This window comes from Rhodococcus sp. NPDC059969, from assembly GCF_042738325.1.
Lineage (GTDB): Bacteria > Actinomycetota > Actinomycetes > Mycobacteriales > Mycobacteriaceae > Rhodococcus_F.
Genome location: NZ_JBHWUF010000007.1, coordinates 24,353 through 49,286 on the forward strand (window position 1 = coordinate 24,353; position 24,934 = coordinate 49,286).

Consider the following 24,934-nt stretch of genomic DNA (forward strand, 5'->3'; position numbering starts at 1 on the left):
ACCAGCGGACTTAAGGGGTAAGAACATGGATCGAACGGACGCAGGTCGGCTGACCCGGCGCGGATTTCTGATCGGCACGTCGGGAGCGTTGCTGGCATTCGCCGCAGCCTGCTCCAGTTCGAACGACGAGGACACACCCCCCAGCGGTGACTCTGCGGGATCGATCACTCACAAGTTCGGTACCACCGAACTGCCGAAGGATCCGCAGCGGATCGTCAGTGTCGGATACAACGATCAGGATGCGATTCTCGCGCTCGGCGGGACCTTGGTCGGAACCTTCGACTGGTACGGCGACTACCCCTCGGGTGTGTGGCCGTGGGCGCAACCTCTGCTGAACGGGTCGAGTCCGGAGATCATCGGAACCGCGGGCACCACCATTCAGATCGAGAAGGTCGCCTCCGTGACACCCGACCTCATTGTGGGCACCTACTCCGGGCTCACTCAGGCGCAGTACGACAAGCTCAGTGCCATCGCGCCGACAGTGGCACAGCCGAAGGAGTTCGCGGATTACGGAATCCCCTGGCAGGACCAGACGACCGTCATCGGCGAGGCATTGGGGCAGCAGGGAAAGGCCACCGAACTGATCGCCGGCGTCGAGGAGAAGTTCGCCGACGTGAAGACGGCCAATCCGGCGTTTGCGGGCAAGACTGTTCTGGTTGGCGCGTTGAAGGGGCCGGGGCAGTTCGGGGTCTACGGACCGGAAGACCCCAAGGTGCGGTTCTTCACCGAACTCGGATTCGTGAATCCGCCTGTCACCGATCAGATCACGGGTAACTTCGCCGAGATCAGCACCGAGCAACTCTCTCTTGCCGACGTCGACGTACTCGTCTGGTACGCCGGTGGTGGTTACGGCGACAAGCTTCGCGCGGAATTGGACAAGACCCCGATCTACCAGGAACTCGACGTCGTGAAGGACGGCCGCGCGATCATCCTGGAAGACGCTGCTGCCGAAGCCATGACGTGGAGCACCGTACTGAGCCTGCCGTACGCGCTCGAACAGATTCCGCCGCGGATTGCGGGCTTGCTCGTCTGATCGGTTCACGGACAGCTCGGTTCAAGCACCGGGGATCCGGACAGTCGGCGGTACTCTCGCCTCATGGGTGTACACGTGCGGCCGGCTGTCCGATCCGATGTTCCGGCACTGTCGGCGGTGTTGGCCGAGGCGTTCGAGGACGATCCCTTGATGGCGTGGATGTTGCCGAACGAAGCCACCAGGGCTGATCGTCTGACGAAACTGTTTGCCGCAGAAGCTCGTTACCACCACCTCGCCGGTGGCGGTGTCGAGGTGGCCACCGATGACAACGGCGTGATCGGCGGGGCAACTCTGTGGGATCCGCCGGGGCGATGGAAGCAGTCGTGGATCTCCGGGCTCATGAGCTTGCCCGCAATGGTGCGTGTCTTCGGCAGCGGATTGCGACATGCGGCCGAGGTCAGCTCCGTTCTCGAAGGAGCACATCCGAATTCGCCGCACTGGTATCTCGCGACTGTCGGGACCGGCAGTGCAGCTCGAGGTGGGGGATACGGCAAAGCGCTGCTGAACTCCCGGTTGGAGCGTTGCGACCGTGAACATGTCGACGCTTACCTCGAGAGCAGCAAGGAATCGAACATCCCGTACTACAACCGCTTCGGTTTCGAAGTGACCCGCGACATCGTCATGCCGGGCGGCGGGCCGACGATCTACGCAATGATGCGTCAACCGCGGGGCGCGTGATACCAACTAGTGGTGACCCAGATTCCCGAGCTCCACGCAGGCACACCGTTCGACGAACTCGACGACTACATCGCTCTGGCCAGGTTGTCCGGCCTGGTGTTGTCACCAGACGGCTCGCTGCTCATCTGCGCGCGCGCAGTTCTCGACGACAAGAGCGCCGAATACGTGTCCTCGTTGTGGGAGATCGACCCGGAAGGCCGACGTCCTGCGCGTCGGTTGACCTGGGGTTCGACCAGCGAGTCCGGTGCTGCCTTCGCGTTCGACGGCGACGTGCTCTTCACCGCCACGCGAGCGGTGCCGGGCGAGAGTGATCCGCAACCCGCACTGTGGCGCCTACCTGCGGCCGGCGGAGAAGCTCAGCTGCTGATCTCACGTCCCGGTGGCGTCTCGTCGGTATCAGCGGCCAAGGCGGCGCCGACGTTCGTGGCCCAGACGTCGGTCATGGCTTCGGCGATCAGTCTCGACCAGGACGATCAGGTGCGATCGGCGCGCAAGGACAAGAAGGTCACGGCGATGCTGCACACCGGTTATCCGGTGCGGCACTGGGACCACGACCTGGGCCCCGATCATCCGCATCTGGTTGTGGCTGAGACGGATTCGAAGGAATCCGTCGAATTGCGGGACATCACGCCAACTGCAGGCGCGGCGCTGCGAGAGACGTCGACCACGATCTCCGACGACGGTCTCTTCGTGGTGACGACGTGGACTGTCGGCGATCCGAGTGCCGCCCGCCGATCCACCTTGGTTCGGATCGACACGGTGACCGGCGACCGAACCACCCTCGTCGACGAGGCCGACGCGGACGTCTACAACCCGGTGCTCTCGCCGGACGGAACCAAGCTCGCGTTCATCCGGGAGACTCTCACCACGCCGGAGTCCGCGCCGCGAATGACTCTGCAGCTCTACGACTTCGGATCCGGTGCCGTGACCGGCGTTGCCGACGGCTGGGATCGCTGGCCCACCTCCCTGGCCTGGCTACCCGACGGATCCGGGCTGGTGGTCACCGCTGACGACGGCGGCCGCGGTCCGATCTTCACGATCGACCTGTGGGGCCAACCGGTTCGCCTGACAGCCGACGACGCGGCGTACACCGACGTTCGAGTGGCGCCGGACGGCGAGTCGATTTACGCGCTGCGGGCTTCGTACGAAGCGCCCCCGCACGTGGTACGCGTGGATCTTCGATCAGGTGAGATCACCGCACTTCGTGGACCCGACCCGTTGCCGGAGCTGCCGGGAACGCTGACCGAGATCACCGCGCGCGCCGAGGACGGTTCGACAGTGCGTAGCTGGTTGGCGCTGCCGACCGGCGCCGCGCCGCATGCACCGGTGCCATTGCTTCTCTGGGTCCACGGCGGGCCCCTCGGTTCGTGGAACACCTGGTCCTGGCGGTGGAATCCGTGGCTGCTCGTCGCCAAGGGCTATGCAGTACTGCTGCCCGATCCCGCGCTCTCGACCGGATACGGCCAGGATTTCGTTCAGCGCGGGTGGGGTCAGTGGGGCAAGGCGCCTTTCACCGATCTGATGGCGATCACCGATGCTGCCGTCGCGCAGCCCGAGATCGACCCCAAGCGGACAGGCGCGATGGGAGGTTCGTTCGGCGGTTACATGGCCAACTGGATCGCCGGCCATACCAACCGTTTCGACGCGATCGTCACCCACGCGAGTCTCTGGGCACTGGACCAATTCGGCCCTACCACGGACGCTGCCTGGTACTGGCAGCGCGAGATGTCGCCCGAGATGGCCGTCGAGAACTCGCCGCATCTGTACGTCGCAGACATCACGACGCCGATGCTGGTGATCCACGGCGACAAGGACTATCGCGTTCCGATCGGTGAGGGCTTGCGGCTCTGGTACGAACTGCTTGCAGAGTCAGGTCTGCCGGCCGACGACCACGGGAAAACGGACCACCGCTTCCTGTACTTCCCGGACGAGAATCACTGGGTGCTCAAGCCGCAGCACACCAAGATCTGGTACGAAGTGGTCACCGCGTTCCTCTCAGAGCACATTCTCGGGGAAGATGTCGCGCTTCCGGAAATTCTGGGCTGAACTGCGCGTGCCTCGTTCGGCCGCAACGGCCGAACGAGGCACGATCTTCTTCGCGCGCGGATCCGGACCGGAATCAGGCGCCGGGGCAGCGAACGGTGTACGACCAGATTGTCTGGTCGGGGCCCGTGACGCGGACCAGGACCGACGAGGCCCCGCCGGCGGGCACGTTGACGACCGTCGAGCCGGATCCCTCGTTGATGTTGTCGCCGACATAACCGGTGCTGTGTATCAACCGTCCTTCGTAGTACACCTCGATCAGGTCCGGGATGTTCTCGGTCTCGTAGCCGAGGACGAACGACGTCGGGCCGCCGCGGCCGAGCTCGTGCTTCGTGCTGGTGATTCCTGCGCCGCCGGAGACCGTCGAGGCGTCACACCGCTGCGTGGGTGCAAACGATCCACCACCGCCGCTGCCGCTGGCCAGCCCACTGAGAATGTCTCTGACATTGCCACTGGCCAGACCGTTGGCGATGTCCTTGGCGCTCGTAGATCCGGCGGCCAGACCGCCGAGAATGTCGTTCACGTTCCCGGTGGCGATTCCGCCGACGATGTCGCCCACGCTGCCGCTGGCGATGCCGTTCGCGATGTCGTTCCCCAGGTCGCCCACGCTTCCGTTGATCGTGGCGCTGCCACTGTCGACGCTTCCCTGCACGCTTCCTTCGATGCCGGGCGCAGCGGATGCAGTCGCCGGAAGCACCAGGGCAACCGCCGCTCCGATCGTCGCGGCAGCCGCCAAGGTTCGAACGCCGGGACGGCGAGAACTCCAGTTGTTCAACATATTTGCTCCACAGGTCGTTGGTCGGTCGTCCTTCAGAGCGATCCTGTCAGCGGAGCGGATCGGTGAATATCGTGTGTTCGGCTGACCCCCGGACTGCGGGGACCGTCGTTCGTGGCCACCGCGACGCCTGACGGGCGAATTCGTTCACGACGGGGGAGTCATTAGGATCAAGTGGTGACCAGTGCAGCTCCAGAGAACCCCCAGACCCCCGCCGACGCCCTACCCAAGAGCTGGGACCCCAGCGCGGTAGAGGCCGATCTGTATCGAGGCTGGGTAGACGCCGGGTACTTCCAGGCCGACGCGACCAGCGACAAGCCCGGCTACTCCATCGTGCTGCCGCCCCCGAACGTCACCGGCAGCCTGCACATGGGTCATGCCCTCGATCACACACTCATGGACGTGCTCAGCCGCCGCAAGCGGATGCAGGGCTACGAGGTTCTGTGGCTGCCGGGCATGGACCACGCCGGAATCGCCACGCAGTCCGTCGTCGAGAAGCAACTCGCTGCCGACGGCAAGACCAAGGAAGATTTCGGCCGCGAGCTGTTCATCGACAAGGTCTGGGACTGGAAGCGCGAATCCGGCGGAACCATCGGTGGCCAGATGCGGCGCATCGGTGACGGCGTCGACTGGAGCCGCGATCGTTTCACGATGGACGAGGGCCTCTCGCGCGCCGTCCAGACCGTCTTCAAGCGCATGTTCGACGAAGGTCTGATCTACCGCGCCGAGCGTCTCGTGAACTGGTCGCCGGTGTTGCAGACCGCGATCTCCGACATCGAGGTGAAGTTCGAGGACGTCGAGGGTGAACTGGTCTCCCTTCGCTACGGCTCGCTCGACGACAACGAGCCGCACGTCATCGTCGCGACCACCCGTGTCGAGACGATGCTCGGTGATACCGCAGTGGCTGTCCATCCCGAAGACGAGCGCTACAAGCATCTCATCGGCACAACTCTCGATCATCCGTTCACCGGGCGTCAGATCCCGATCATCGCGGACGACTACGTCGATCCCGAGTTCGGAACCGGCGCAGTGAAGATCACGCCGGCTCACGATCCCAACGACTTCGAGATGGGCCTGCGGCACAACCTGCCGATGCCCACCATCATGGACAAGACCGGCAAGATTGCCGACACGGGAACCGAATTCGACGGTATGGACCGCTTCGAGGCTCGCGTCAAGGTTCGCGAAGCCCTCGCCGAGCAGGGACGTGTCGTCGCCGAGAAGCGTCCGTACCTGCACAGCGTCGGACACTCCGAGCGCAGTGGTGAAGCTATCGAGCCGCGCCTGTCTCTGCAATGGTGGGTCAAGGTCGAAACCCTGGCCAAGGCCGCCGGCGACGCGGTTCGCAACGGCGACACCGTCATTCACCCGGCAAGCCAGGAACCACGCTGGTTCGACTGGGTCGACAACATGCACGACTGGTGCATTTCCCGCCAGCTCTGGTGGGGACACCGCATCCCGGTCTGGTACGGCCCCGAGGGCGAAGTTGCGTGCTTCGGTCCCGACGAAACGGCACCGGACGGCTGGGTCCAGGATCCCGACGTCCTCGACACCTGGTTCTCCTCCGGACTGTGGCCCTTCTCGACGATGGGTTGGCCCGACAAGACACCCGAACTCGAAAAGTTCTATCCCACCAGCGTTCTCGTCACCGGCTACGACATCCTGTTCTTCTGGGTCGCCCGCATGATGATGTTCGGCACGTATGTGTCCGAGGACGAGTCGATCACCGCCGGTCCGGGTAAGTCCGGCGCGCAGATGCCGTTCAAGGACGTGTTCCTGCACGGACTGGTTCGCGATCAGTTCGGCAAGAAGATGTCGAAGTCTCGCGGCAACGGTATCGACCCACTCGACTGGGTGGATCGTTTCGGCGCCGACGCCCTGCGATTCACACTCGCACGCGGGGCCAACCCGGGCAGTGACCTGTCCGTCGGTGAGGATTCGGCGCAGTCCTCACGCAACTTCGCGACCAAGTTGTTCAACGCGACCAAGTTCGCGCTGATGAACGGCGCCGCTCCGGCGCCGCTGCCCGCTCGAAGCGAACTGACCGACGCCGACCGCTGGATCCTCGACCGTCTCGACACGGTCCAGGCCGAGGCGGATGCCGCTTTCGATCGCTACGAGTTCAGCAAGGCATGCGAAGGCCTGTTCCACTTCGCGTGGGACGAGGTCTGTGACTGGTACCTCGAACTCGCCAAGGTGCAGTTCGCCGACGACGAGACCGTCGCCGCGAACACCCGCGCAGTGCTCGGCAACGTTCTCGATGCACTGCTCCGCCTCCTGCACCCGGTCATCCCGTTCGTGACCGAAACCCTCTGGAAGGTGCTCACCGGAGGCGAATCCGTCGTCGTCGCCGACTGGCCGACGCTGTCCGGCGTCGCAGTCGACGCTGCGGCCGCCACCCGGATCGAAGACACCCAGAAACTGATCACCGAGGTGCGACGTTTCCGAAACGATCAGGGGCTCAAGCCTTCCCAGAAGGTCCCGGCGCGTGCGTCCGGGCTTTCGGAGGCCGGCATGGACGGCCAGTTCGCCTACGTGGCAGCGCTGGCCAAGCTGACCGAACCCGAAGAGGGATTCACCGCATCGATCTCCGTCGAGGTGCGTCTGAGCCAGGGCACCGTCACGGTCGACATCGACACCTCGGGCACCATCGACCTCGGTGCCGAGAAGAAGCGGCTCGAAAAGGACCTCGCGGCAGCGCAGAAGGAACTCGTCACCGCCGACAACAAGCTTGCGAACGAGGCCTTCTTGGCGAAGGCGCCCGACGCCGTCGTCGACAAGATCAAGAACCGTCGCCAGATCGCCGTCGAAGAGATCGAGCGCATCACAGGACGTCTGAAGGAGTTGGCCGACAAGTGAGTTCGTACGAGCCGTCCCAGTTCGACGCTCAGAGTTCGGTTCCGACTCCGGTCGACATCGCCGAGCTGGCGCTGGTCGAGGCCGAACTCGACAAGCGTTGGCCCGAGACCAAGATCGAGCCGTCACTGACCCGTATCGAGGCGCTGATGGACGTGCTGGGCTCGCCGCAGCACAACTATCCATCGGTGCACGTGACGGGGACCAACGGCAAGACGTCGGTGACGCGCATGATCGACTCTTTGATGAGCGCTCTGCATCGTCGTACCGGCCGAACCACCAGCCCTCATCTGCAGATCGCGACCGAGCGGATCAGCATCGACGGTCATCCGATCTCACCGCGGCTCTACGTGGACACGTTCCGCGAGATCGAACCGTACGTGCAGATGATCGACGCACAGTCCAAGGAAGCCGGGGGACCGGCGATGAGCAAGTTCGAAGTGCTCACCGCGATGGCCTATGCGGCATTCGCTGAGGCACCGGTCGACGTCGCCGTGGTCGAGGTCGGCCTCGGCGGACGCTGGGACGCCACCAACGTGATCGACGGACAGGTCGCGGTGATCACCCCGATCAGTCTCGATCACGCCGAGTATCTGGGTACCGACCTGGCCGGGATCGCGGAGGAGAAGGCCGGAATCATCAAGAAGGGCCGCGAGGACCTGGTTCCGGTGGACACCGTCGCGATCATCGCCGAGCAGACTCCCGAAGTCATGGAGGTACTGCTGCGGCGAGCAGTCGAGGTCGAAGCTGCGGTCGCTCGCGAGGGCTCGGAGTTCAAGGTGCTTGCTCGCCAGATCGCGGTGGGCGGACAGCAGCTCGAACTCCAGGGTTTGAGCGGTGTGTACACCGACATCTTCCTCCCGCTGCACGGCGAGCATCAGGCACGCAATGCGGCTCTCGCGCTCGCGGCTGTCGAAGCGTTCTTCGGTGCCGGTCCGGATCGACAACTCGATCAGGATGCAATCCGCAACGGTTTCGCCTCGATCGTCAATCCTGGTCGCCTCGAACGTGTTCGGAGTGCGCCGACCGTATTTCTCGACGCCGCCCACAATCCCGACGGTGCCCGCGCCCTCGCGGCCGCACTGGCCGCGGAGTTCGACTTCCGCAAGCTCGTGGGAGTGGTCAGCGTCATGGCGGACAAGGACGTCGACGCAATCTTGACCGCATTCGAATCCGTCTTCGACGAGATCGTCGTCACCCACAACGGATCACCCCGGGCGATGGACGTCGAGGAACTGGCCAACATTGCCGTCGCAAAGTTCGGCGACGAGCGCGTCGTCGTCGCACCGGTGCTTGCCGACGCCTTGGAAGTCGCGATCGAAATCGCCGAGCAGGTCGCCGAACCCGGTGAAGCCGTATCGGGGGCAGGTGTCGTGGTGACGGGATCCGTCGTGACCGCAGGCGCCGCCCGCACGCTGTTCGGAAAGGACCCCGCGTGAGCACCCCGTCAGAATCCAATCCCGAGTCCGGCGAAACTGCCGGTGAGTTCGGGCCTCCGACCAAGGACCCGTGGAAGAGTTTCCGCGGAGTGATGGCCGGAACTCTGATCCTCGAGGCGATAGTCGTGCTGCTGGCATTGCCGGTCGTTGCGGTCGTCGGCGGTGGCCTCACCGCGCTCTCGGCCGGATTCATCATCGGCTTGGCGGTACTGATGATTCTGGGAGCCGGAGTCCAGGGAAAGCCGTGGGCGATGGGGTTCAACGTCGCACTGCAGGTGATTCTTCTGTTCGGTTTCTTCGTCCACCCGTCGATCGTGGGTGTGGCCATCACCTTCGGGATCGTCTGGGGATACCTCGTCTACCTGCAGAGAGACATCAAGCGCCGGATGGACAAGGGCCTGCTTCCCGGCCAGCGGGACTGACCATTTAGGCTGTCCGCTGTGACTGAGCGCACCCTCGTACTGATCAAGCCCGACGCCGTTGCCCGTGGATACGTAGGAGAAATCCTCAGCCGTATCGAGCGCAAAGGCCTGACAATTGCAGCACTCGAGCTCCGCGTAGCTTCCGAAGAGGTGGCTGGTAGCCACTACGCAGAGCACGCCGAGCGCCCGTTCTACCCGAGCTTGTTGGAGTTCATCACCTCCGGTCCGCTGGTGGCCGCAGTGCTCGAAGGCCCCCGCGCCATCGCTGCTTTCCGTCAGTTGGCCGGCGGAACCGACCCGGTCGACAAGGCTCTTCCGGGCACGATCCGCGGCGACTTCGGACTCGAAGCGCAGCAGAACCTCGTTCACGGCAGTGACTCCGTGGAGTCGGCAGAGCGTGAAATCGCTCTGTGGTTCCCCGCGCTGTCGTCCATCTGAATCTTCTATCCGGGCCTTCGGCCCACATCTCCACAGCGAATTCTCGGCACGTATCCCACATCGGTGCGCCCTTTGCAGTTGCAGGCGCGTTGGTGTGGGATACTGCTTTCAGTTGAACCGCAATTTGTTTTACGCACGTTCAACCGGATGACACCTAGGTTCGATGCCCTTTCATCGCTGCTCCAGGTCAACAGGAAATCCCTGGACCTCTGCACGCTGGATGATCAGGCGCTCGCGCACAGGACAACGGCCATCCAGCCAGGCACTTCATGTGCTCGCAGTGAATAACGGGCACTGCGGACCATGCGGAGCGAGACCTTACAATCTCGTACTCACTTCTGGGTGCGAGTACACACAGCACGCTCCCGCGTGGCCGCGTGACAACTCGACTTCTGGGTTGGACGCGCCCGGGGGCTGAGGAGACTTACGTGGCCGATCAATCCCCAACCGAATCAGATTCCAGCACCACCCCGGAATTCCCCGACAAGATGCGCGTACACGCGCTGGCGAAGCTGCTCGGTGTCACCAGCAAGCAGGTCCTTGCCGAAGCTGCAGCGCTCGGTACCGAATTGCGCAGTGCGCAGTCGAGTCTCCAACGTGACATCGCTCAGCGGATTCACGCTTCGTTGACCTCCGCGGCCGAGGCCATCGAGCCGGTCGTCGCCGAGCTCGACACCCTCATCGACCCGGTTGTCGAAGCGCCTGCTGCGGAAACTCCGGCCGAGCAGCCTGCTGCGGAGATTCCAGCCGAGAAGCCGGTGAGGGCTCGTCGAACCCGTAAAAAGGCAGTAGTTGTCGAAGAACCGGCAGCCGAAGAAGCGGTGGATCCGGCTGTCGCCGAGATCAGCGCTGGACTCGACGCCGCTGCTGCGCTGCAGAGCAAGGAAGCCGAGCAGTCCGATCTGTTCACCTCGTTCGAGGCGCCGCAGACCCATCAGCCCGAGGTGGCTCCCGCCGCGCCGCAGGTTCCGCTGTTCCTGCAGCCGGACCTCGAGGCAGCCGAGGTGGCCCCGCGTCGCCGTCGCGCCCGCCGTGAGCCTGCTGCACCAGCAGTCGTCGAAGAGAAGCAGGCAACTGCGGAAACCGAAACAGTCGCACCCGAGGTCTCGCCGGTTGTAGTTCCAGCCGTCGAAGAGCCGGCTGTGACCGCCCCGCAAACCGAGGGTGAGATCGCCGAGTCCGAGGACGAGGACGACGATCAGCCGCGTCGCCGTCGTCGTGGACGCCGTGGACGTGGCCGTGGCCGCGGAGAACAGGGTGGCGAACAGGGCGGCGAGCAGGGTAGCGATCAAGGCTCGGACGAAGAGTCGGAGACGACCACCGAAGTGGAGCAGGAAACTGCCCCCGAGTCGGTCGAAAAGCAAACCGAAGATGCTTCCGGCGGAGAATCCGGAAACAAGACCGAGTCCGACGCGGATGCGGAATCCGAGAACGCCGACGATTCCGACCTCGATGCTGACGGATCGAGCCGTCGCCGCCGTCGCCGTCGCCGTCGTAAGACTGGCACCGATGCCGCCACCGACGCGAATGCGACGTCCGAGGACGATCCGCCGAACACCGTCGTTCACGAGCGCGAACCGCGCAACAAGACCCGCGTCAAGGACGAGGTCCAGGGCATCAGTGGCTCGACGCGTCTGGAAGCGAAGCGTCAGCGTCGCCGCGACGGTCGTGACGCCGGCCGTCGTCGCCCGCCGATTCTGACCGAGTCGGAATTCCTTGCCCGTCGTGAAGCCGTCGACCGCGTCATGGTTGTGCGCGATCGAGCGGACAGCGGTCAGCCGCACGCGACTACACAGGTAGCAGTCCTCGAAGACGGCGTCCTGGTCGAGCACTTCGTCACCAACTCGGCTTCCGCGTCGATGGTCGGCAACGTCTACCTCGGACGCGTCCAGAACGTGCTCCCCAGCATGGAAGCTGCGTTCATCGACATCGGGCGTGGCCGCAACGGCGTGCTCTACGCCGGTGAGGTCAACTGGGAGGCAGCCGGTCTCGGTGGTAACTCGCGCAAGATCGAGCAAGCTCTCAAGCCTGGCGATCAGGTGCTCGTTCAGGTCAGCAAGGATCCGGTTGGGCACAAGGGTGCGCGACTGACCACACAGATTTCGCTTGCCGGTCGTTTCCTCGTCTACGTGCCCGGCGGCACGTCCACGGGTATCAGCCGCAAGCTCCCGGACACCGAGCGCAAGCGTCTCAAGGAAATCCTGCGCGACATCGTTCCTGCCGACGCCGGCGTGATCATTCGCACGGCGTCAGAGGGTGTCAGCGAAGAAGAGTTGGCGCGCGACGTGACTCGTCTGCAGGCGCAGTGGGCCGGCATCGAGGAGCAGGCCGCCGCTGCGGACGCCGGCAACTCGGGCAACCCGCAGGCGCTGTACGAAGAGCCGGACATGCTGGTCAAGGTCATTCGTGATCTATTCAACGAGGACTTCTCCAAGCTGGTCATCGAGGGCGAGAAGGCGCACACGACGGTCGAGAACTACATCAACTCCGTCGCTCCCGACCTGCTTCCTCGGCTCGAGAAGTACACGCCGAACAACGGAATCGACGTCTTCGCGGCTCGCCGTATCGACGAGCAGTTGGCAAAGGCACTCGATCGCAAGGTGTGGCTGCCGTCCGGCGGCACCCTGGTGATCGACCGCACCGAGGCCATGACCGTCGTCGACGTCAACACCGGCAAGTTCACCGGAGCCGGCGGAAACCTCGAAGAGACCGTCACCCGCAACAACCTCGAAGCTGCCGAGGAGATCGTTCGCCAGATGCGCCTGCGGGACATCGGCGGAATGATCGTCGTCGACTTCATCGACATGGTCCTCGAATCGAACCGGGACCTGGTCCTGCGTCGACTCACCGAATGCCTGGGTCGCGATCGCACGCGCCATCAGGTGTCGGAGGTCACGTCACTCGGACTCGTGCAGATGACGCGCAAGAAGTTGGGCACCGGATTGGTCGAGGCCTTCTCGACTACCTGTGAGCACTGCCACGGCCGCGGCATCATCGTGCACTCAGAGCCCGTCGAGGTGAAGTCCTCGGACGACGGCGGATCGCGTTCGGGCTCGCAGCGCAGTGATTCCGGTACCTCGCGCAAGAACAAGCGTGGCCGCGGAGACAAGTCGGCTTCGGCCGAGTCCAACGGACAGGAAGCACCGGCGCCGGAGGTTCCGGCCGTCGACGCAACGGTCAAGCGGGCTCATCCGGTGGCATTGGCGATGGCCTCGCATCACCACGACGACGACGAGACCGTCGCGGCCGACTCGACCGAGTCTGATTCCGCCGGTGTGTCTTCGGGGGGCGATGCATCCAAAAGTGCCGATCGGCAACAGGATCGGCCGATCGATACTCCTGCTGCTGCTGAGCACCATGACGTTCCTGTTGTGGACTCTGCTGCGGAAGAAGTATCCGCAGTGGGTAACGAGCGGGAAGCAGCACCCGCAGTGGGTAACGAGCAGGAAGCAGCTCCGCGAGGTCGTCGGCGTAGTCGCCGGGCGTCGCGGGCAGCGTCGGCACCGGTTGCCGAAGCAGCTCCCGAGGTGGGCACGGTCTTCGTGATTCCGACTCCGGAACCCGTGGCGGAAGAGGTCGTGGAAAACGTTCCGGCTCCGGCTACCGAAGTTCCGGCTGAGGAAGAAGTTGTCGTCGTCAAGAGACCCCGTCGCAGGCGTGCAGCAGCACGTCCCGCAGGGCCTCCGGTAGACGGGGAGTAAGAACTACTGGCTTTCGGTCGGTTGGATGTCCTTGCCATGAGCGAGGCCATCCGACCGTTATCCGAAGTTTCAGCTGGTAGAAGCAGTACAGAGTAGTGAGCACCACCCCTCGGCGGGGCGGTTTGACCCTGACGGTTGCTTTCCCGTAACCTTGGAGGGTCGCCACCCGGCGGTAGAGATTCCGTGTGCCTAGAGTGCGCGTGAATGTCCCGGTACGTCAGTACCGAGCCGAGGTGACATAAACCAGACCAGTCGCGATGCATTTGAAGCCTCAGGCAGCAGCGCGAGCAAGTTCGAAGAAGCAAGGGGTAGCCCTCCGATGGCAACGTACGCGATCGTCAAGACCGGCGGAAAGCAGTACAAGGTCGCTGTTGGTGACCTCGTCAAGGTCGAGAAGATCGAGGGTGAGCCCGGCACTGCTGTCTCGCTTGCTCCCGTTCTCGTGGTCGACGGATCCGACCTGACCACCGACGCGGCCAAGCTGGCCAAGGTCGCAGTCACCAGTGAGATCGTCGAGCACACCAAGGGCCCGAAGATCCGCATCCACAAGTTCAAGAACAAGACCGGTTACCACAAGCGTCAGGGCCACAGGCAGCCGATCACGGTGCTCAAGGTCACGGGCATCAAGTAACCAGTTCTTTCTAGCTAATTTCACCCGAGGAGGGTCAATAGCATGGCACATAAGAAGGGTGCATCCAGCTCCCGTAACGGTCGCGATTCAAACGCCCAGCGCCTCGGCGTGAAGCGCTTCGGCGGCCAGTCGGTCAGCGCAGGCGAAATCCTGGTTCGCCAGCGCGGCACGCACTTCCACCCCGGCGTCAACGTCGGCCGTGGCGGCGACGACACCCTGTTCGCTCTCGCTGCCGGTGCAGTCGAGTTCGGCCAGAAGCGTGGACGCAAGACCGTGAACATCGTTCCGGCCGTCGTTGCGGCTGAGGTCTAGTCTTTCTCGCTAGTTGTGCGTCATCGGTTCTACTTCGGTAAGCCGGTTCTGCTTTCGGTAAGAGAGTGACGCGTTCCAAGCTCCCGATAGGGGCGGACCAGGGTTGAAATAACCCGGTCCGCCCCTATCGTTTGTTTAAGCAGTACCCGTTTTGCCCCGAGCAACCCTGCTCACCAGAAGTTCAGCTCATCGCGTGAGACCCGCAATTGACTGAGGAAGGATCCGGCAGTCATGTCCCGATTCATTGACCGTGTTGTGCTGCACGTCAGCGCTGGAAAAGGCGGCAATGGTTGCGCCTCCGTACACCGCGAGAAGTTCAAACCGCTCGGCGGTCCGGACGGTGCCAACGGAGGTCGCGGTGGCGACGTCATCCTCGTGGTCGACGAGAACATCCACACCCTCCTCGACTTTCACTTCCATCCCAACGCGAAGGCGACCAACGGCAAGCAGGGCGCCGGCAGTAACCGCGAGGGTGCAAACGGTGAAGACCTCATCCTCAAGGTTCCGGATGGAACTGTGGTTCTCGATACCGACGGCAACGTGCTTGCCGACCTCGTGGGAGTCGGTTCACGCTTCGACGCGGCTCAGGGCGGCCGCGGCGGACTCGGCAACGCAGCGTTGGCGTCGAAGGCCCGCAAAGCTCCCGGTTTCGCACTCCTCGGTGAGGACGGTGTCGAGCGTGACCTGGTTCTCGAACTCAAGTCGGTAGCCGACGTCGGTCTGCTCGGATTCCCCTCCGCCGGTAAGTCTTCGCTTGTGTCCGTTCTCTCTGCGGCCAAGCCGAAGATCGCCGACTACCCCTTCACCACTCTGGTCCCCAACCTCGGCGTCGTCTCGAGCGGTGACACCACCTTCACCGTCGCCGACGTGCCCGGGCTGATCCCCGGTGCCAGCGAAGGCCGCGGATTGGGCCTGGACTTCCTGCGCCACATCGAACGCTGCGCCGTGTTGGCGCACGTGATCGACTGCGCCACCCTCGATCCGGGACGTGACCCGATCTCCGACATCGACGCCTTGGAAGCAGAGCTGGCTGCATACACGCCTGCGCTCTCCGGCGACTCGGGACTCGGTGACCTCGACAAGCGTCCGCGGGTCGTCATCCTCAACAAGACCGACGTGCCCGAGGCAGCCGAGTTGGCCGAAATGGTCACACCTGAGATCGAAGCCCGCGGATGGCCGGTCTTCACCATCTCGGCAGTGAGCCGAGAAGGCCTGCGACCGTTGACATTCGCGCTGGCGAAGATGGTCCGTGACTACCGCGAAGCTCATCCGAAGCCCGAGCCGAAGCGCCAGGTCATTCGCCCGGTCAAGGTCAAGGATTCCAGCTTCACCATCGAGAAGGATCCCGATATTCCCGGTGGGTTCGTCGTCCGCGGCACCCGCCCGGAGCGGTGGATTCGTCAGACCGCCTTCGACAACGACGAAGCGGTGGGCTACCTCGCCGACCGTCTTGCTCGATTGGGTGTCGAGGACGCATTGGTCAAGAAGGGCGCTCAGCCAGGAGCTTCCGTCACCATCGGTGACGTGAGCTTCGAGTGGGAGCCGATGACGCCGGCCGGTATCGATCTGACCCGCACGGGCCGTGGAACCGATCCGCGTCTCGATCAGGTGGAGCGCATCGGCGCCGACGAGCGCAAGCACGCGCGTCGTGTCCGCCGCGGCTTGCTCGACGAAGACGCCTGACCCCACGCGATTTCAGGACGAAAACCGAAGAGAGGGAACGGGACTGTGCTCGGGTCCACCAGGGAGTCGATAGCGTCGGCTCACAGTATCGTCGTGAAGATCGGGTCGTCTGCGCTCACCAGTTTGGTGGCGGGACTCGATACTCACCGACTCGATCTGTTGGCCGATGCCATCGAGGCTCGCATGCGTGCGGGTTCCGATGTCGTCGTCGTCTCGTCCGGTGCCGTCGGCGCTGGATTGGCGCCGCTGGGACTGACCAAGCGGCCTCGGGATCTCGCGACCAAGCAGGCTGCGGCCAGCGTCGGTCAGTTGGCTCTGGCTCACGCCTGGGGTACGTCGTTCGCCCGTTACGGGCGTACCGTCGGGCAGGTTCTACTCACGGCGGACGACATCGCTCGACGGACGCAGCACCGCAACGCCCAACGGACACTCGATCGTCTACGGGCATTGCACGCGGTGGCGATCGTGAACGAGAACGACACTGTCGCCACCACCGAACTTCGATTCGGTGACAACGATCGGCTGGCTGCACTGGTTGCGCATCTGGTCGGTGCCGACGCGTTGATCCTGTTGTCGGATGTGGACGGACTGTACGACGGCGATCCCCGAAAGGGCGATGCCACACTGATTCCCGAGGTCAACAGTCCCGAGGATCTCGACGGTGTGGTTGCCGGTTCGGGTGGCGCTCTCGGTACCGGAGGCATGGCGTCGAAGCTCTCAGCAGCACGCCTGGCCGCTGATTCCGGAGTGCCGGTTCTGCTGGCCGCAGCCTCGGACGCCGCTCGAGCACTCAGTGGTGCCGATGTCGGAACCGCTTTTGCTCCGCGGCCGACGCGATTGTCGGCTCGCCGATTCTGGGTCCGTCACGCCGCCGACACACAGGGTGACCTTCACCTCGACGAAGGCGCCGTTCGCGCGGTCGTGTCCAAGCGTCGAAGCCTGCTGTCCGCGGGCATTGTCGGTGTATCCGGTGACTTCCACGCCGGCGACGTCGTGTCCCTGATGGGGCCGGGGGAGAAGCCCGTCGCCCGGGGTGTCGTCGCATTCGACGCTACGGAGATCGAGGAGATCCTGGGGCGCTCCACCACTGATCTACCGGCCGACATGCAGCGTCCCGTGGTTCACGCGGACGACTTGGTGGCGCTGTAACTGTCGTGCTCGACCAGAGCGGAAAGTGCTTCAGCGCAACCGGCTTCGAGCTTGAGGTCGGCGAATTCGTCGCCGCGAGTCGTGCCACGATTGACGATGGCGATCGGCTTCCCGGTCTTGGCGGCATGCCGGACGAAACGTAGGCCGGACATCACGGTCAACGACGACCCGGCTACCAACAGTGCGTCGGATTGGTCGACAAGGCTGTACGCCCGGGCCACGCGTTCCTTGGGGACGGATTCGCCGAAGTAGACGATGTCTGGTTTGAGCAGCCCACCGCACACGGCGCAATCCACGACGCGAAAGTGTGCGGTGGATTCGATCACGGCATCTGCGTCGGGTGCGATCTCGACTCCTGTTGCAGCAGCGACCGTTTCGGCGAATCCGGGGTTGGCTTCTTCCAGTCTCTCCGCGAGAGTGGTGCGGGAGATCAGCCGCTGGCAGCTCAGGCATCGAACCTGCGCGTAGGTGCCGTGGAGGTCGATGACGTTTCGCGCGCCGGCCTTGGTGTGCAGGAGGTCGACGTTCTGGGTGATCACGCCGACTGCTCGCCCAGTTCGCTCGAGTGCTGCGACGGCCCGGTGGCCCTGGTTGGGGCGGGAGCTGTCCATGTATCGCCACCCGATGTGGTTGCGCGCCCAGTAGTGTCGCCGAAACGCCGGATCGCCGATGAACTGCTGGAACGTCATCGGGTTGCGCGGGGGTGAATCGGGTCCGCGGTAATCCGGGATTCCGGAGTCGGTGGAGATGCCGGCGCCCGTGAGAACTGCCAGGCGACGGCCGGCCAGGAGCTCGGGAAGGGCGTCGAGGCGGCTGTTGTCGGTAGGCACCGTTCCAGGATAGGCGCGTGTGCGAGACGAAGGCGCGGAGGAAGTCCGAAATGTTCAATAGAACACGTGTGCGATCGCCAATACTCGTACACATGAACACAGTGAACCCAATCCCCGCCGGTTACCGCACGATCACTCCCTACCTTGCGGTGCCGGACGGCCATGCCGCACTCGACTACTACAAGCGAGGACTTGGAGCTGAGATAGTCGATGCGATGAACGCACCTGACGGCTCACTCATGCATGCGGAGATCCGGATCGGCGATTCGATGCTGCAGCTTTCGCAGGAGATGCCGGACTTCGGTCTCAAATCACCGCAGGACGGCTGGGTGCATTCGTCGATCGTCGTCTACACCGAGGACACGGACGAGTTTGTCGCTCGGGCCGTCGCCGAGGGAGGCACGCTGGTCACGGCTGTGGCCGATACGTTTTCGGGCGACCGGCATGGGGTGTTTCTCGATCCGTTCGGCCACAGGTGGGCAGTATGCACGAAGGTCGAGGACGTACCTGCCGAGGAAGTCGCTCGCCGGGCGCGGGCACTTTTCTTCCCGGATAGGGAGTCGACCCAGTAACTTCCGACAGCTTTCGCCGGATCATTCGGGCTTCGGCGGCGTGCTCAGTATCCGGCAACCGGGTCCACGAGGGCAGCCAGCGCCTCGCCCTTCGCGAAGCGGGTCACGTTCTTGGAGACGTGATCCGCGAACGCGGCGGGGCGAACGCCTGGCGGATTGGAATCGTGGGGTGTGATGATCGCATTCGTCAGATCCCACAGTGGGTGACCGTCCGGGAGAGGTTCAGGATCGGTGACGTCGAGACCGGCGCCGCCGATCTGTTCGGACTCGATCGCCTCGACCAACGCATCGGTGTCGACCAGTGATCCGCGCGCGACATTGATCACCCAGGAATGGGGTTGCATCGCCGCCAACTGCGCACGGCCCACGAGGTGACGGGTGGCCGGGGTGGCGGGCGCAGCAATCACGAAGTGATCTGCGCGAGAATAGATTTCATCCATTCTGGATGCGGGGTACGTCGAGATCGCCCCGGGGACCGGGCTACCGGAACGATTGACTGCGAGGCTGTCCGCCCCCTGCGCGGCCAGCATCGGAATCAGCGCGCGGCCGATACCGCCTGCGCCGATGATCGCAACCGTCGAACCACGAAGGGTGCCGATCTTGGGAAAGAACTCGAACTGACGCCACGTTCGAGCTTCGATGTGTGCAGGCAAGTGACGAACTCCGGCCAAGAGAAGCATGAGCGCATGCTCGGCCACCGACGCCGAAAACGCACCGGCCGCCGAGGTCCACGTAATATCTGTGTCCTTCGGAATCACACCGGAGTCGAACCAATCCTCGATTCCCGCCGACGGAAGCTGCACCCACCTGACCGACGCCGGTAACTCCGACGGAAATGTTTCGGGTGAGCCCGCCCAGATCAGGGCGTCGGCAGTGTCGATCGGACTGATCAGACCACCGCCCCGAAGCACCGCGCTGTCGAGCAGTGCATCGGGGACGGGGCCGATCGCTACGCGTGGAGAGGTGTCAGTCGCCATGACTAGACGCTACGCGGGGACCTCCACCAGTGGGTAGACACCGTTCTCGTCGTGTACCTCACGCCCGGTGACCGGCGGATTGAACACGCACAGCATGCGCATCTGCGTGTCGGGCTCGACGCGATGACGCTCGTGGCCGTTGAGCAGGTACATCGACCCCGGTGCGAGATCGTATTCCTTGTCGTTGTCGAGGTCGATCAGCTTGCCTGTGCCCTCGACGAGCCAGACAGCCTCGACGTGGTTGGCGTAATGGAACTCGTTGACCGAACCCGCCTTGATGGTGGTCTCGTGGAACGAGAACCCGACGCGGTCGCCGCCGAGGACGATGCGCTTGCTGCGCCAGTTGCCGTCCTCGCTCGTGATGTCGCGGTCGGTGTCGGTGATCTCGGTGGTGGTGCGAACGATCATGGGGGAGTCCTTCCTCTAGCTGCAGACCTTGAGTGTCGCCTCGGCCAGGATGGAGAGGCCGTGCTCGAGCTCTTCGTCGGTAATCGTCAGTGCCGGAAGCAGTTTCACAACCTGGTCGGAGGGTCCGGAGGTCTCGGCGAGCAGTCCCTCGTCGAAAGCCAGCTGGCAGACCTTTCCGGCGCGCTCAGGCTGGTCGAAGACCAGGCCCTGGACCAGGCCGCGTCCGCGGTGAGAGACCTCGCCGGGGAACTGATCGGAGAGATTGGCGAAGCATTCGCTGATGCGTGCGCCCTTCTTCAGTGTTGTCTTGGTCAGTGCGTCGTCGGACCAGTAGTGGTCGAGTGCCACCTTTGAGGTGACGAACGCCGGGTTGTTGCCACGGAATGTGCCGTTGTGCTCGCCCGGTCCCCAGACGTCGAGTTCACGCTTGAACAGCGTGAGCGCCATGGGCATACCGTAGCCGCTGATCGACTTGGACAGTGTGACGATGTCAGGAACGATTCCGGCCTCTTCGAAGGAGAAGAACGGGCCGGTACGGCCGCAACCCATCTGCACGTCGTCGACGATCAGCAGGATTCCGCGATCCGAGCACAGTGTTGCCAGCGCCCGAAGCCATTCGGGGCGAGCGACATTGACGCCACCTTCACCCTGCACGGTTTCGACGATCACTGCGGCGGGGCGGTTGATTCCACTGCCGGAATCATCGAGAACGCGGGAGAACCACTGGAAGTCCTCGGTGACGCCGTCGAAGTAGTTGTCGAAGGGCATCGGCGTCGTGTGCACGAGGGGGACACCGGCGCCCGCACGCTTCATCGAGTTACCGGTCACGGAGAGTGCACCGAGTGTCATTCCGTGAAATGCGTTGGTGAAGTTGATGACTGCCGAACGTCCGGTGACCTTGCGAGCCAGCTTCAATGCAGCCTCGACGGTGTTCGAGCCGGTCGGGCCGGGGAACTGGACCTTGTAGTCCAGTCCGCGTGGCTCGAGGATGTTGCGCTGAAAGGTCTCGAGGAATTCGCGTTTGGCGACAGTGGACATGTCGAGGCCGTGCGTGATGCCGTCGTTCATGATGTAGTCGACCAGTGCGGATTTGAGCACCGGGTTGTTGTGACCGTAGTTGAGTGCGCCGGCGCCGGCGAAGAAATCGAGGTAGTCGCGTCCGTTCTCGTCACGAATCCAGGATCCGGATGCGCTGGTGAACACTGCGGGCCAGTCACGGCAGTAGCTGCGAACCTCGGACTCGAGGGTTTCGAAAATGCTTGCTTCGTTGATATTCATATCTTCTTTGTTCCTCCGGGGCATGCTGTATGCCGAGCGCGAAGTGCGCTAGGCGCCGATCGTGTAAAGATCTTCGGCTTCGTGTCCATCGGGAAAATCGTTGGGCGAGAACAAGGTCTGCCTGGTTATCGGTACTTCGCGTCGACGTGCGAGCGCGGTGAAGAGTGCGATCGAAGCCTCGTTGTCGGGGCTGATCGTCGTCTCCAGATGTGTAACACCCAGCGGGGCAGTGCGATCCATCAAGTCGGACAGCATGCGGGCAGCAATTGCCTTGCCGCGCTGGTCTTCGTCGACCGCCACTTGCCACACGAACAGGGTTTCCTGCGCGCTGGGACGGGTATAACCGGAAACGAATCCGACTACGCGGCCGTCTACCTCTGCGACGATGGACGTCGCGCTGAAATCCCTGCACCACAACAGGTATGCATAACTCGAATTGAGGTCGAGCACCTTCGAATCACGTGCGATCTCCCAGAGCCGGACTCCGTCATCGATCTGTGGGCTTCTGAACAACACCGCGTCCGGCGCGGTGGTCGGGATAGCTCTCGTATCAACAGGCTTCATCGGTCATCTGAACGTAACAATCATTGCTGTCGAAGTCATGCAGATGTCCGTTTCGGGCCGTGTGGAACCCGTTGCGCCCCAGGTGAGGACATGAATGTGATGGTGCTCACATTATGTAACTTTTGCCGTTGTCGGAGCGACTATTTCGGGCGAAAACTCGCTATTTCGGGCTCGCGAGCGCCAACGGAAGTACAGAGTGAGCACCAGCCTGTCGAAGTGCGCGTGCGGCCATCGTGAAAGTCCAACCGGTATCGGCGATTGCGTCGACGAGAAGTATTGGTCCCTGGTGGATACTCATGTCCGGGACTTCCCAAACATCGACCAGTCCGGACACGCGATAGGCGGAGTTCGCTGCCGACACCGGAGGGTGGTCGGGGCGCAAGCGAAGGGTGCCCAGGTCGGTCAATCGCCCGACCTCGGCCAGCTTGGCAGCCAGGCTCGACACCAACAGCGGATGCGTCGTGGATTCGAGGGCCATGACACCGGTGGGGCGCTCGGCCCAATTCCAGGCCGCCAGAACGCTGATACACGCGCCGACCACCGCATCGGGTACCTCTGCGTCGGGACCGTCGAAAAGCGCCCGGAGACGTTGGCCCCAGCCCAGGTCCGACATCCGTCCGAGAATGCGCCCGGTTTCCGGGCCCTCGGTGATCTTCCCGGACAGCTTGACGCCCAGCTTGCTCAGGCCGGTCGGCCACATCTTGCGCGGCTCCAGGTCGAATCCGGGGCGCTGCAAGCGCGCCCGAGTCTCGTCGAGGGCGGCGGTGTCGACAGTGGTGTCGTAGCGATCGCCCGTGCAGTTGTCACAGCGACCGCACTGTGAGTTCTCCGAGGTCAGGCCCGGATCGTCGAGTTGTTCACGCAGGAAGGTCATTCGACACGTCGTGATGCTCTGGTACTCGACCATTGCGGCCTGCTCGGCCTGGCGAGCATCGTCGAGTCGGCCGTAGCGCTCGGCGTCGTACACCCAAGGTTCGCCGGTGCTGATCCAGCCGCCCTTGACGCGTTTGACGGCGCCGTCGACGTCGAGGACTTTGAGGACCATCTCGAGACGCGTTCGATTGAGCTCCACCAGAGGTTCGAGTGCCGGTGTCGACGTGGCCTTTTCGGTGTCGAGGTGCTCGATGACGCTGCGGACGAGATGCTCGCGGGGGAAGGCGACCGAGGCGAAGTAGCTCCAGATCTGCTTGTCCTCGGCGCCCGGCAGCAGGATCACGTCGGCCCTGTCGGTGGAACGACCGGCGCGGCCCACCTGCTGGTAGTACGAGATCGGCGACGACGGTGCGCCGAGGTGGACGACGAACCCGAGATCGGGCTTGTCGAAGCCCATCCCGAGGGCCGAGGTGGCCACCAGGGCCTTGACGCGATTGCCCAACAAGTCCTGCTCGAGGGATTCACGTTCGGTGGGGTCGGTCTGGCCCGTGTAGGCGGCGACGGTATGCCCGCGTTCGGAGAGCAGGCTTGCGAGGTCGCGTGCGGCCGAGACCGTCAGCGTGTAGATGATGCCCGATCCCGGCAGCGTCTCGAGCATGTCGGCGAGCCAGGCAGCGCGCGCCGTCGCCTCGGGAATGTGAACCACGGAAAGGTGAAGTGACTCGCGTTCGAGCCCGCCACGAAGTACGAGCGTTTCCTCGCCGCCGACGCCGAGTTGGGCGGACACGTCCTCGACGACGCGGTTGTTGGCCGTAGCCGTGGTCGCGAGGACGGGAATGCCTTCGCCGAGTTCGGCGATCAACGTCCTGATGCGCCGATAGTCGGGACGGAAGTCGTGTCCCCAGTCGGAAACACAGTGAGCCTCGTCGACCACTACCAAGCCGGCGTCAGCTGCCAGGGACGGAAGAACCTGATCGCGGAAGTCGGGGTTGTTGAGGCGCTCGGGGCTGACCAGCAGTACGTCGAGATCGTTGGCTGCGACGCGGGCGTGGATGTCGTCCCACTCGGTGACATTGCCCGAGTTGATGGTTGCGGCTCGCACCCCGGCACGCTCGGCAGAACTGACCTGGTTTCGCATCAGGGCCAACAAGGGAGAGACGATGACCGTGGGGCCGTGGCCTGTTGCCCGGAGCAGCTTCGCCGAGATGAAGTAGACCGCCGACTTGCCCCAACCGGTCCGCTGCACGACAAGCGCGCGCTTGCGCTGCACCACCAGCGCCTCGATAGCCGTCCACTGGTCCTCGCGTAGGCGGGCATCCGGCCCCGCGAGTTCGCGGAGCAGTCGCTCGGCTTCGTCGCGCATGGCTGGGGCAGTGGCGGTGGTCATGGACCCCATGGTGCACGACCCTGCCGACACGTGCGGGCTTCAGGCCTTGGCAACAGGTTCCTGCAGCTCGGTGACCCAGCCGTCGACATCCTCCGGGCACGCCAGCGTCACCTCACGGCTGGGCCCGGCATTGCGGTATCCCGCTGCGTCGATCCATTGGGCCAACGCCTGATAAGCGGGCAGGCAGTTGTCCATCGAACCCTTGTGCAGCAGCGAGGCCACGTGCTCTTCGGCCCGCAGGTCCACCACAGCGAACTCGTAGTCGCCCTCGGGATCCGCGTCGACCGGTAGCGCCGCATGGACGACGACGTTCTCGTCGTCACCGGAATCCTCGTAGTAGGCGACAGCGGGTCCGATCGCGGCGATACCGGCACGATCCAAACCGGTACAAAGGCGCTCGTACAACCCGCGAACCACCGGGCCGATCGACGACGGATCCATCGTCTTGGCGGTACCGGTCAACTCCGCGACCCGCAGCGCCGGAACGGACTTGATCACAACCTCGTATGCGGACATCTGTCCCTCACTTTCGATGATGCGTAGGCGCGCCTGTACGTGCGCCAGTCGCGCGGTGTCTTCCTGGATTCGGGTTTCGAGTTCTGCACGGCGAAGCGTGAGCATCCCGCGGATCTCGTCGACGGTGACCGCCGACTCCACCACTTGCTGGACCTGGGCCAGGGTCAGGCCCAACTCCTTGAGAGCGACGATGCGGTTGAGCAGCGCCAACTGGCCCGCGGTGTACGAGCGATACCCGCTGGATGCGTCGACCCTCGCGGGTGTGAGCAGGCCGATGGCGTCGTAGTGGCGGAGCATGCGCACCGACACACGACCTGCTCTCGCGAAGTCTCCGATGCTCAACATGGTTGCTCGCCCCGTTTCTCTCTC

The 24,934-nt window shown here is 63.8% G+C and carries 21 protein-coding genes; 13 read left to right on the forward strand and 8 right to left on the reverse strand.

Annotated features, from left to right (window positions below):
- Positions 1 to 25: 25 nt before the first annotated feature.
- The 3 genes from ACFWAD_RS19355 (at position 26) to ACFWAD_RS19365 (ending at position 3,757) form a co-directional block, all read left to right on the forward strand.
- Complete coding sequence (locus ACFWAD_RS19355) at positions 26 to 1,033, forward strand: iron-siderophore ABC transporter substrate-binding protein (protein ID WP_378538036.1); 1,008 nt, start codon at positions 26 to 28, stop codon at positions 1,031 to 1,033.
- 63 nt (positions 1,034 to 1,096) lie between these two features.
- Positions 1,097 to 1,711: a GNAT family N-acetyltransferase gene (locus tag ACFWAD_RS19360; RefSeq protein ID WP_378447853.1), complete on the forward strand. Its 615-nt coding sequence runs from the start codon at positions 1,097 to 1,099 to the stop codon at positions 1,709 to 1,711.
- 12 nt (positions 1,712 to 1,723) lie between these two features.
- The gene (locus ACFWAD_RS19365; protein WP_378538041.1) at positions 1,724 to 3,757 is read left to right on the forward strand and encodes a prolyl oligopeptidase family serine peptidase; all 2,034 of its coding nucleotides are present in this window, start codon (positions 1,724 to 1,726) and stop codon (positions 3,755 to 3,757) included.
- Positions 3,758 to 3,830: 73 nt separating this feature from the next.
- Here the strand turns inward: ACFWAD_RS19365 and ACFWAD_RS19370 are convergent, their stop codons facing one another.
- Positions 3,831 to 4,532 carry a hypothetical protein gene (locus tag ACFWAD_RS19370; RefSeq protein ID WP_378538044.1) on the reverse strand — a complete coding sequence of 234 codons (702 nt, stop codon included), beginning with the start codon at positions 4,530 to 4,532 and terminating at the stop codon, positions 3,831 to 3,833.
- Between the two features lie 174 nt (positions 4,533 to 4,706).
- Here ACFWAD_RS19370 and ACFWAD_RS19375 point away from each other — a divergent pair, with 174 nt between their 5' ends.
- From ACFWAD_RS19375 to proB, 9 genes are all read left to right on the forward strand, one after another.
- Positions 4,707 to 7,388: a valine--tRNA ligase gene (locus ACFWAD_RS19375; protein ID WP_378538051.1), complete on the forward strand. Its 2,682-nt coding sequence runs from the start codon at positions 4,707 to 4,709 to the stop codon at positions 7,386 to 7,388.
- Positions 7,385 to 8,824 carry a bifunctional folylpolyglutamate synthase/dihydrofolate synthase gene (locus ACFWAD_RS19380; RefSeq protein ID WP_378538054.1) on the forward strand — a complete coding sequence of 480 codons (1,440 nt, stop codon included), beginning with the start codon at positions 7,385 to 7,387 and terminating at the stop codon, positions 8,822 to 8,824. The genes ACFWAD_RS19375 and ACFWAD_RS19380 overlap by 4 nt, the downstream gene beginning before the upstream one ends.
- Positions 8,821 to 9,246, forward strand: coding sequence for a DUF4233 domain-containing protein (locus ACFWAD_RS19385; RefSeq protein WP_378538057.1), 426 nt, complete (start codon positions 8,821 to 8,823; stop codon positions 9,244 to 9,246). Before ACFWAD_RS19380 ends, ACFWAD_RS19385 begins: the two co-directional genes overlap by 4 nt.
- A gap of 18 nt (positions 9,247 to 9,264) precedes the next feature.
- Complete coding sequence (ndk, locus tag ACFWAD_RS19390; protein ID WP_019749070.1) at positions 9,265 to 9,684, forward strand: nucleoside-diphosphate kinase; 420 nt, start codon at positions 9,265 to 9,267, stop codon at positions 9,682 to 9,684.
- Between the two features lie 428 nt (positions 9,685 to 10,112).
- Positions 10,113 to 13,385, forward strand: a complete 3,273-nt coding sequence (locus ACFWAD_RS19395) for a translation initiation factor IF-2 N-terminal domain-containing protein (RefSeq protein ID WP_378546726.1) — start codon at positions 10,113 to 10,115, stop codon at positions 13,383 to 13,385.
- Between the two features lie 319 nt (positions 13,386 to 13,704).
- Positions 13,705 to 14,016: a 50S ribosomal protein L21 gene (gene rplU / locus ACFWAD_RS19400; RefSeq protein ID WP_003944533.1), complete on the forward strand. Its 312-nt coding sequence runs from the start codon at positions 13,705 to 13,707 to the stop codon at positions 14,014 to 14,016.
- A 42-nt stretch (positions 14,017 to 14,058) separates the two neighbouring features.
- Positions 14,059 to 14,328 (forward strand): 50S ribosomal protein L27, encoded by a 270-nt coding sequence (gene rpmA, locus ACFWAD_RS19405; RefSeq protein ID WP_003944532.1) that lies wholly within the window; start codon positions 14,059 to 14,061, stop codon positions 14,326 to 14,328.
- Between the two features lie 231 nt (positions 14,329 to 14,559).
- A complete protein-coding gene (gene obgE / locus ACFWAD_RS19410; RefSeq protein ID WP_003944579.1) occupies positions 14,560 to 16,011 on the forward strand; it encodes a GTPase ObgE in 1,452 nt (483 codons plus the stop codon).
- A gap of 45 nt (positions 16,012 to 16,056) precedes the next feature.
- Positions 16,057 to 17,160 carry a glutamate 5-kinase gene (gene proB / locus ACFWAD_RS19415; RefSeq protein WP_378538064.1) on the forward strand — a complete coding sequence of 368 codons (1,104 nt, stop codon included), beginning with the start codon at positions 16,057 to 16,059 and terminating at the stop codon, positions 17,158 to 17,160.
- Here proB and ACFWAD_RS19420 read toward each other — a convergent pair.
- A complete protein-coding gene (locus ACFWAD_RS19420) occupies positions 17,133 to 17,990 on the reverse strand; it encodes an NAD-dependent protein deacetylase (protein WP_378546729.1) in 858 nt (285 codons plus the stop codon). The two genes, proB and ACFWAD_RS19420, sit on opposite strands and share 28 nt — an antisense overlap.
- Before the next feature lie 50 nt (positions 17,991 to 18,040).
- Between ACFWAD_RS19420 and ACFWAD_RS19425 the strand changes: the two genes are divergently transcribed.
- Entirely contained in the window at positions 18,041 to 18,562 is a 522-nt protein-coding gene (locus ACFWAD_RS19425) for a VOC family protein (protein ID WP_378538070.1), read from the forward strand.
- A gap of 44 nt (positions 18,563 to 18,606) precedes the next feature.
- Here the strand turns inward: ACFWAD_RS19425 and ACFWAD_RS19430 are convergent, their stop codons facing one another.
- From ACFWAD_RS19430 to ACFWAD_RS19455, 6 genes are all read right to left on the reverse strand, one after another.
- A complete protein-coding gene (locus ACFWAD_RS19430) occupies positions 18,607 to 19,539 on the reverse strand; it encodes a D-isomer specific 2-hydroxyacid dehydrogenase family protein (RefSeq protein WP_214881327.1) in 933 nt (310 codons plus the stop codon).
- Positions 19,540 to 19,548: 9 nt separating this feature from the next.
- The gene (locus tag ACFWAD_RS19435) at positions 19,549 to 19,947 is read right to left on the reverse strand and encodes an ectoine synthase (RefSeq protein WP_378538074.1); all 399 of its coding nucleotides are present in this window, start codon (positions 19,945 to 19,947) and stop codon (positions 19,549 to 19,551) included.
- Between the two features lie 15 nt (positions 19,948 to 19,962).
- The gene (ectB, locus tag ACFWAD_RS19440; RefSeq protein WP_230813966.1) at positions 19,963 to 21,225 is read right to left on the reverse strand and encodes a diaminobutyrate--2-oxoglutarate transaminase; all 1,263 of its coding nucleotides are present in this window, start codon (positions 21,223 to 21,225) and stop codon (positions 19,963 to 19,965) included.
- Between the two features lie 48 nt (positions 21,226 to 21,273).
- Positions 21,274 to 21,789 (reverse strand): diaminobutyrate acetyltransferase, encoded by a 516-nt coding sequence (gene ectA, locus ACFWAD_RS19445; RefSeq protein WP_003944572.1) that lies wholly within the window; start codon positions 21,787 to 21,789, stop codon positions 21,274 to 21,276.
- A gap of 160 nt (positions 21,790 to 21,949) precedes the next feature.
- A complete protein-coding gene (locus tag ACFWAD_RS19450; protein ID WP_378546732.1) occupies positions 21,950 to 24,049 on the reverse strand; it encodes a RecQ family ATP-dependent DNA helicase in 2,100 nt (699 codons plus the stop codon).
- Between the two features lie 39 nt (positions 24,050 to 24,088).
- Entirely contained in the window at positions 24,089 to 24,910 is an 822-nt protein-coding gene (locus tag ACFWAD_RS19455) for a MerR family transcriptional regulator (protein ID WP_378546735.1), read from the reverse strand.
- Positions 24,911 to 24,934: the final 24 nt, after the last annotated feature.

What these genes read in the sequence shown, in the direction of transcription:
- ACFWAD_RS19355 (WP_378538036.1), top strand. Translation starts at nt 26, where the DNA reads ATGGATCGAACGGACGCAGGTCGGCTGACCCGGCGCGGATTTCTGATC.
- ACFWAD_RS19360 (WP_378447853.1), top strand. Translation starts at nt 1,097, where the DNA reads ATGGGTGTACACGTGCGGCCGGCTGTCCGATCCGATGTTCCGGCACTG.
- ACFWAD_RS19370 (WP_378538044.1), bottom strand. Translation starts at nt 4,532, where the DNA reads ATGTTGAACAACTGGAGTTCTCGCCGTCCCGGCGTTCGAACCTTGGCG.
- rplU (WP_003944533.1), top strand. Translation starts at nt 13,705, where the DNA reads ATGGCAACGTACGCGATCGTCAAGACCGGCGGAAAGCAGTACAAGGTC.
- rpmA (WP_003944532.1), top strand. Translation starts at nt 14,059, where the DNA reads ATGGCACATAAGAAGGGTGCATCCAGCTCCCGTAACGGTCGCGATTCA.
- obgE (WP_003944579.1), top strand. Translation starts at nt 14,560, where the DNA reads ATGTCCCGATTCATTGACCGTGTTGTGCTGCACGTCAGCGCTGGAAAA.
- ACFWAD_RS19425 (WP_378538070.1), top strand. Translation starts at nt 18,041, where the DNA reads ATGTTCAATAGAACACGTGTGCGATCGCCAATACTCGTACACATGAAC.
- ACFWAD_RS19430 (WP_214881327.1), bottom strand. Translation starts at nt 19,539, where the DNA reads ATGGCGACTGACACCTCTCCACGCGTAGCGATCGGCCCCGTCCCCGAT.
- ACFWAD_RS19435 (WP_378538074.1), bottom strand. Translation starts at nt 19,947, where the DNA reads ATGATCGTTCGCACCACCACCGAGATCACCGACACCGACCGCGACATC.
- ectB (WP_230813966.1), bottom strand. Translation starts at nt 21,225, where the DNA reads ATGAATATCAACGAAGCAAGCATTTTCGAAACCCTCGAGTCCGAGGTT.
- ectA (WP_003944572.1), bottom strand. Translation starts at nt 21,789, where the DNA reads ATGAAGCCTGTTGATACGAGAGCTATCCCGACCACCGCGCCGGACGCG.
- ACFWAD_RS19450 (WP_378546732.1), bottom strand. Translation starts at nt 24,049, where the DNA reads ATGACCACCGCCACTGCCCCAGCCATGCGCGACGAAGCCGAGCGACTG.
- ACFWAD_RS19455 (WP_378546735.1), bottom strand. Translation starts at nt 24,910, where the DNA reads ATGTTGAGCATCGGAGACTTCGCGAGAGCAGGTCGTGTGTCGGTGCGC.